The 7877-nt window shown below is 57.9% G+C and carries 7 protein-coding genes and 2 pseudogenes; all 9 read left to right on the plus strand.

Annotated features, from left to right (window positions below):
- Window positions 1-46 precede the first annotated feature (46 nt).
- Entirely contained in the window at window positions 47-697 is a 651-nt protein-coding gene (locus LC354_RS25025; protein ID WP_317849396.1) for a hypothetical protein, read from the plus strand.
- Window positions 698-895: 198 nt separating this feature from the next.
- On the plus strand, window positions 896-1321 hold the full coding sequence (locus LC354_RS25035; protein WP_223428693.1) for a DUF6362 family protein: 426 nt from the start codon (window positions 896-898) through the stop codon (window positions 1319-1321).
- Between the two features lie 150 nt (window positions 1322-1471).
- Complete coding sequence (locus LC354_RS25040; RefSeq protein WP_223428694.1) at window positions 1472-2005, plus strand: hypothetical protein; 534 nt, start codon at window positions 1472-1474, stop codon at window positions 2003-2005.
- Window positions 2006-2475: 470 nt separating this feature from the next.
- Complete coding sequence (locus tag LC354_RS25045; RefSeq protein ID WP_223428695.1) at window positions 2476-3771, plus strand: site-specific DNA-methyltransferase; 1296 nt, start codon at window positions 2476-2478, stop codon at window positions 3769-3771.
- Between the two features lie 500 nt (window positions 3772-4271).
- Window positions 4272-5015 carry a bestrophin-like domain gene (locus tag LC354_RS25050; RefSeq protein WP_223428696.1) on the plus strand — a complete coding sequence of 248 codons (744 nt, stop codon included), beginning with the start codon at window positions 4272-4274 and terminating at the stop codon, window positions 5013-5015.
- 138 nt (window positions 5016-5153) lie between these two features.
- Window positions 5154-5759: a hypothetical protein gene (locus LC354_RS25055; protein WP_223428697.1), complete on the plus strand. Its 606-nt coding sequence runs from the start codon at window positions 5154-5156 to the stop codon at window positions 5757-5759.
- Between the two features lie 173 nt (window positions 5760-5932).
- A pseudogene (locus LC354_RS25060) lies at window positions 5933-6108 on the plus strand (integrase); the annotation flags it as partial.
- Window positions 6105-6689: pseudogene (locus LC354_RS25065) on the plus strand (IS256 family transposase); the annotation flags it as partial. The pseudogenes LC354_RS25060 and LC354_RS25065, both read left to right, overlap by 4 nt.
- Window positions 6690-6701: 12 nt before the next feature.
- Window positions 6702-7703, plus strand: coding sequence for a helix-turn-helix domain-containing protein (locus LC354_RS25070; protein WP_223428698.1), 1002 nt, complete (start codon window positions 6702-6704; stop codon window positions 7701-7703).
- Window positions 7704-7877: the final 174 nt, after the last annotated feature.

Here is a 7877-nt window from a genome sequence, read left to right on the forward strand (position 1 = left end):
GTCCCCCAAGGTCCCCATGCCCCGATTGGCTGAAGGAACTCGACCCATGAACATCCAGCCTATCGCAATGCTTTATCTGACGACGGCGGCCGGTACCGCCAAGCATCAACCGCCGTCGTCTTCCACCCGAGCAGCCAACCAGAAGAGGAGACCACTCATGGCTGATACGACTCTCGCCGACGCCAATCTCGGCGCAACCCCGAAAACGCCCATGCCGCCTGCGCAGGGCCAACGCACCATCCTGGCGCTTGACCTGGGAACCACGACTGGCTGGGCTATCCGTGGCTTTGACGGCCTGATCACCAGCGGCACCGTCAGCTTCAAGCCCAGCCGCTACGACGGTGGTGGCATGCGCTACCTGCGGTTCACCAATTGGCTGACGGAGATCGACCGGCTGTCTGGGCCAATTGGGGCGATCTATTTTGAAGAAGTGCGTCGCCACGCAGGCACTGATGCAGCCCATGTCTTCGGCGGCCTGCTCGCGGTCCTCACCAGCTGGGGTGAATTGCGCGGGGTGCCGTACCAGGGCGTGCCGGTTGGAACCATCAAGAAATTCCTGACGGGCCAGGGCAACGCGAACAAGCAGGCGATGGTCGATGCTGCCCGCAAGCGCGGGTTCAGCCCGGTCGATGACAACGAGGCCGATGCGATCGCTATCCTGCTCTGGGCCATCGATACGCAGGGAGGGCTGACCTGATGGGCATGCGGTTCACTCCCAGGGGGTATGGCGGTCACCGCCGCGACCCCGAACAGGTCAAGCGCGAGGGCTGGCGTGAGCAAGGCGTGTTAGCCGTCAGCGTGGATGATCACAGGCTGACCTGGCCAGAGCGCGAACTCGTGGAGCAGTTGGGCACGAAACTCTACGGCAAACGCCCGCAGGGCAGGGAGGTGCGTCATGGCCGATGACTGGACCCGCGCCATGGTAGCCGACCGGCTTGAGCTGGCAGCAGACGTGATGCGGTCCATGCCACCGGTGCGGCCGCAGGGCTATGTCAGCGCCTGGCCTGAATACGTGCATGGCTTTGCTGACCAAGTCGAACAGGAGCCGAAGATGCGTCGACCTCTGCCGTCGCCGCGGATGATCACGCAGGCTGATGAGGCGATGCTCTGGCTGCGGTGGGTGGACAAGGACATTGGCCAGATCCTGTGGGCCCGAGCCAACCGAAAGGCGTGGAAGGGGATCACCTGGCATCACGGTATCAGCCGGGCCACGGCAAACCGCCGGTTTGAGTACGGACTGGCTGTTGTCGTCTGGAAGCTCAATGGTCGGCGTGTGCCGCGAAAGCGGTCGATGGCATTCGTGATTGCGCAGACGGTGTGAACCTCGGGGCGGTCGCGCCATGGCCGCCCCGTCAACCCCTTTCGCAACCGTGAGACAGTTTTTTGTGAGACACAGCAGGCTGTGACAATTGAAGTTCGAGAGGCTAAATAAACGATATACTCGGTGTCGTGTGCGTGGGAGGCAGGGTCCGTGAATGTCATCATCCGGGACCTTGATCAGACCCGCATTCACTTCGAGGCCGCCGTCGCCCGACTGGGTGAACAGGCCGCGACACGGGCCTTCAACCGTGCGCTGAACAGCGAGGGCAACAAGGTCCGCACCCAGGTGCGCCGCGCCCTGCGCCAACAAACGGGCGCGAAGGCCGCGCTGATCAACCGCGAGACACGCTCGATCCGATCGACGTTCTCGAACCTTGCCTACACCATCGAAGCCCGCGGCGACTATTTGGGCTTGTCACACTTCAGCCCACGGCAGTTCGGCTACGGCGTGCGGGCAAAGCCCTGGGGACGCTGGCAGCGCTTCGAGGGCGCTTTCCTCGTGGGCTCGCTGGCCAATAACGCCTTCGTCCGTGAGGGCAAGGCGCGCCTGCCGATCAAGAAGATGTTCGGACCAGCGATCCCGAAGGAGATGGTGCAGGACGCAACACGCGACGCGTTCGAGGCCGCACAACCAGACGTGCTGGCCGAGGCCACGCGTCAGATTGCGCGTCTTTTGGACGTTTGACGAGCGCGTGAGACAAGAAAATCCCGCCGGTTCAACGGAATGAAAGAAAAAACACAAACGATGATTTTTTTGTTGGACAGTGATTCGCGAGGGGTATAAAAGTATCGTCAAGAGGCAAATCAGCGCACCAAGGCGCGTACGAGGAAACCGACAGGGCCCCCCTTGGGTCCCTTCTGACGCGCTGTCTTACGCGGGGGCGCCGCCTCGCAGGATTTGAGCGTTTTTTATTCTTTCAAAAACCCGTTTCGCTTCGTTTCAGAGAGGGTCGCCCTCAATGAAATCAGGGACTTATGTCCCGAATTGGCGAAATGGCACCCCCCTAAATCCACTTCGTTTCGTGCAGTTTGAGACCGTTCAAACCGCGCCAAACCCCAATAAAACATGGGCTTTCGCCACCTCGCGAAACGAAATGACCCTCTGCGGTTCGTTTCGTTTCAGGGGGGGCGTGGCTCGTGCCCGGCAGGTTTCCCATGACAGCAGAACGCAAACTCACCCCGCAGGCCTGGCCCGCGGCGCAGGTCGAGATGTGGCAGGTGGCCGATTTGGCACCGTATGCGAAAAACGCCCGCCAGCATCCGCCGGAACAGATTGATCAGATCGCAGCCTCCATGGAGCGCTTCGGCTTCACCATCCCGATGCTGGTGGGTGAGGATGGCACGATCATCGCCGGTCATGGCCGGTTGATGGCTGCGGCCCAGCTGGGGCTGGCTGAGGTTCCGGTGATGGTCGCGCGTGGCTGGTCTGACGAAGACCGGCGGCTCTACACGCTGGCCGACAACCGGCTGGCGGAAATCGCCGAGTGGGACCCAGAGATGCTGCGCATCGAGATCGGGGAACTGCGCGCGGATTTTGGCATCGAGGACATGTCGCTGATCGGCTTCAGCGCCGAGGACCTCGCGGAAATCCTGCCCGATGCGTTGATCGACACCACAGGCGGTCTGACTGACCCCGACGACGTGCCGGAGGTGCCAGAAACTCCGGTAACACGGCTCGGCGATGTCTGGATCCTCGGTAAGCACCGGTTGCTCTGCGGCGACAGCACGGTGGCGACAGATGTGGAGAAGGTGCTGGGCGGCGTCACGCCGCTCCTGATGTGCACCGATCCTCCCTACGGAGTCGACTATGATCCGGCCTGGCGCAATGCGGCAGGGGCGGCAAAAACAAAACGCACCGGCAAGGTGCTGAACGACGACCGCGCCGACTGGCGCGAAGCCTGGGCGCTGTTTCCGGGCGATGTGGCGTACGTTTGGCACGGGGCGCTGCATGCAAGGGAGGTGATCGAAAGCCTTGAGGTCTGCGGCTTTTTGCTCCGATCCCAGATCATCTGGGCCAAGGAGCGGCTTGTTCTCAGCCGGGGTGATTACCATTGGCAACACGAGCCGTGCGCTTATGCAGTGAAGAAATCCGGCAAGGGGCACTGGGCGGGCGATCGCAAGCAGACAACACTTTGGCAGATTCCCAATAAGGACCAGGATGTGAAGACCGTCCATGGAACACAGAAGCCGGTGGAATGCATGCGCCGGCCGATCGAGAATAACTCGAGCCCCGGGCAGGCAGTCTACGAGCCCTTCATGGGGTCGGGGACGACGCTGATCGCAGCGGAAATGTCGGGACGCGTCTGTCTAGGGATCGAACTGAACCCGGCTTATGTTGATGTGGCCGTCCAGCGCTGGCAGGACTTCACTGGTGAGACGGCCGTTTTGGAGGGAAGCGGTAAGGCTTTTGATGACCTTCGGGCCCAAAGGGCGGGGACCGAGGCCGCGTGACGCTTGTACTTTTGGCAGTCTGCTTCTCAACAGTTGCGTCGGCGTTGTGGAACCTTCCAGAAGTTCGCTGCCGCTGCAGCATGGGTTGATCTGAGCGGCAGCAGTGCGAAGATCGGAATTTTCAAAGTTTGGCCCGTTTCCCGATAGCGACCTTTCGTTTAACGTGCAGCGAAAGCCCTGTGAGAGCCCATCCTGTGAACTTGAAATTCTCGCTGCGTGCGCTCGCGGCACGATTTTTGCTGCAACTGCGTGATTATTTATGCCGCGCCGCGATGTAAAAAGGCGCCGTTCATGCAAGTCGCAGCAAGCCGAGGGGGATAAATTTACAGATCGCTGACTAAGCGGACGCCCAAAATCTTGCCAACTCTTTCAAGACATGGGCTTTGTCATGGCAGGCTGTAGCTGGAGATTTGCGATAGTTCTCGTTCCCAACTTGCTCTAACATAGATAGTCTGATCGGCAGAACTTTGCCTTTGTATGTTTTAGTCAGAGGTACCGAAATGATCATTGGCAGCGGAATCATCCTTGCAACCATAGCTGCTGTGCTTACTGTTTATTTCGGGGCACGCTTCGTCCTCGGAACTGACCCAGAGCAACGCACCCAAGACCTCTCCGCGTCTGTACTATTTCGTGTTTCCGCACTTCACGGCTTGGTGCTTGCACTCGTCTTTGCGTCTGAGGTTGTCGAATACCATTCGCTGGAATTCGAAAGCGCCATTGAGGTCAACGCAGTCTCGGACCTCTACTACGACGCTTCAAGGTACGGCGAAGGCGCGCAAGGCGTCCACGCAAAATTGCAGGCATATCTTGAAACCGTCATCTCCAAAGAGTGGCCAAGCCTCGGGACTCAAGGCGAACTTTCGTCTGATGCCTGGGCGCATTGGAATGCCGTATACGGTTTTGTTCTTGACCTAAATCCTTCGTCGCCCAGACAAGTCGCCCTGCGTATCAACATGATTGAAAAGATACACCTGATCGCTGAGAACCGTGATCTTCGCGAGTATCACGCAAAGACCACATTGGGTTCGGTTTTCTGGATAGCAGCAGTTGTCGGCGTTCTGTTGATTTCGATTGGCTATTATTCTTTTCCGCCGAAGCGCGAGAATCTCATTCTTCTTTCGGTATTCGCGACGTACACGGGTCTAATCCTCTTCACGATCTACGCTATGTCTAACCCTTTCAGCGATCCAGTGGCCTTGGAGCCGATATTGTTCATAGACCTTTTGCATGAAATCGAGAGCTAATCGGTCGCGTATCATTATGATCTGATATGCTCGACACCGGCTGTCGCCAGGCCCCACCTGACCTGAAGCCTATGAGAATACATGACTACACGACGCCCCTGTTGGGCGCGCTGCCGCCGTACTATATGGACGGCACACGTGAATGCGCTGTGGACAAAATCATTCGTTGAGAATGCACTGCACGACCTGGACGCCCAACGAGCCTGGACAATACGATGCTTGAAGCAGGGACAGACCCGCTTCAATATTGAGGTAGAATTTATCTGGGAGATGATCGGAATGCGAGGATTGCTTGGCCCATTGTTTGCAGTGTGCCTTGGATCCCTATCGGCATTCGCAGCTTCGCCTGAGGCCCAAGAGTTGATCGACCGCGCCGCTGCAGAATGCCGTTCATTCGACAACGGGGAGTTTGACGCGGGCGAAGCGGTCGCAGAAATAGAACTTCGCTCGCAATTTGGCATAGTAATCGCCGAGCTTGTTGATGAAAGCAAGTATGCCTGCTCTTCCGCCGCATCGCTCTACTGCGGCACCGGCGGCTGCATGCTGAATCTGATAGTGGGCGGCACGGTCAGGTCATGGCAGGCTACGGGCTGGAGGCTCATAGAATGGGGGCCCGATCGGATTCTCTTGATCGGTCGCGATGGTAGTTGGTGTGGCGGCGCAGGTGCCGAGGTCTGCTATGAAGCGCTGGTTTGGAGCAACGGCACGATACTGACAGTGGGACCTTCTCCGGAAAGCCGATAGACGGAGTCGCTCTTCAAAAAAGACTAGAAAATTGGGCTCTTTGCCGCCGAATGCTCACGCGGCATTCCGCCGTTAGGCGGCTCCCTGGGATCTGCCATTCGAAAGAGATGGTAAAATCGCCCGTCAGCACGGTGTTGATGTCTGGGCCTGGAGGGAGGATTGGAGGGCAAATCATGCCAATTGTCCAACTTCCCGCCGTCACCCCAAAACGCAAGGCTTGGAACAAGGGGCGGATCATCGGGCAAAAACGACCACTGCTTCCCAAACAAGTCTCGGCTATCCGTGCGCGACTTGAACTGGCGGGAAATCTCCGCGACTTGCTATATTCAACGTGGCGATTGATAGCAAGGGGCCAAGTTCTGGCTCTCGGTGATGAACAATCTGCGCAATCGCGGGGTCGAAGATATCCTCATCGCTGTCGTAGACGGTCTCAAAGGCTTTCCAGATGCCATCAACGCAGCCTTTCCTGACACGACCGTCCAGACCTGCATCGTCCACCTCGTCCGCCATTCCTTGAACTTCTGCGGATGGAAAGATCGCAAGGCCGTGGCAAAGGACCTCAAGCGGATTTATCAGGCCACAGACGATACCGAGGCCGAAAAGGCGCTCGCTGGTTTTGAGGCGGAATGGGGACAGAAATATCCCTCGATCGCCCCAAGCTGGCGGCGCGCGTGGCAGGAGGTCATCCCGTTCTTCGCCTTCCCGCCCGCCGTGCGCAAAATCATCTATACGACAAATGCGATCGAGAGCCTGAACAGAGTGATCCGCAAAACCACCAAAACACGGGGCAGCTTTCCAACCGACGATGCCGCGACAAAGCTCATCTATCTGGCCGTTCGCAGCTTTGAGAAGACAGGCAGAGCCGTCAGAGAATGGGTTGCCGCACGCAACCAGTGCGCTATTATATACCCTGAACGGTTCAACATATGAAACATATGACCCGTGAAAATAGCATGGGCTAAGCCTCATACACAGAGTTCAGGACACTTCCAAAAAAAAATGAATGGTATGAGCTTCAAATCTGTCGACCTCAGTGCGCAGGACGATCCCAATGCTGGTAAGCTGGCCGAAACCCTGCATTGGATCGACTTTGCCGACAGACGAAACGGACGCCTTCACATAACGGGACTGACGATTGGTGATGTAACCTTGGGCGAAATCGTGACTGATGGCTACGATGCCCAGACTACGACCGATCGGCTCACCGTCAGCATGCCTTTGACCGGACGCAATCGATTCCATGCGGGTGGCCTCAATTTCGATGCTGCGGGATCTGATGCCTTGCTCATACGTCCGGGAACTCGGAAAAGTGCCAAGCGCGCGACCGACGCGTACCGATCCCGCACGTTGAGCGTGATAGTTCCTGTTCCGCGCAAAAGCGCGCGTGATGACAAGTATCTGCCGTCGGTGATGCAGGTCGGCCGTTTGGCCGAGGCACGAAGCCTGCGGGGTTTTGTATCATACGTCTTTTCGGAATTGCGCAACGCCAACACTCCTCTGCGCCGACCGAATGCATCGGCAGCTATCGAAACGTTGGTGTTAGACTTGGCCCACGCCCTGTGTGATGCGCCAATAGCCCCTCCGGCCTCTGATAACGGCGCCGCCGTACGGGTGCATGCGGCTTGCGAATACATGTACGCCCATAGTAGCGAGGCGTTGACCGTTCAGCAGATCGCCGATGCCCTTGGCGTTGGCCCACGTCACCTACAATCCGCGTTTCGCGATATAGCGGGCATGACCCCTCGAGAAAAACTGACTGAGATTAGGCTAGAGCATGTCCGCTCCAAACTGACGGCCCCTGAGCCAGGAACGACTGTCACAAATATTGCTCTGGACAGTGGCTTCGTCCACCTTGGGCGCTTTGCCGCGACCTATCGGCGCCGCTATGGTGAAAGCCCTTCTGAAACGTTGCGCCGAGCCATCCGTATTGAGCGCGTCGGATGATGGTCTGGTGAACACTAGCCTGTGTTGAGCTGCGGCCTGACCCTTCGGACGTTCTGCGCATGATTGCACACCAAGTTTTATTCAGTGCAGTGGTGACTAGGCAGCACACCCATTAATTCTTGTTTGATTGCATAGTTTTGTGATTCAGTTTCGTTCAAACAACGGGCGGGAGGA

Source organism: Tateyamaria pelophila (assembly GCF_019966495.1).
GTDB classification, from domain to species: Bacteria; Pseudomonadota; Alphaproteobacteria; order Rhodobacterales; family Rhodobacteraceae; genus Tateyamaria; species Tateyamaria pelophila.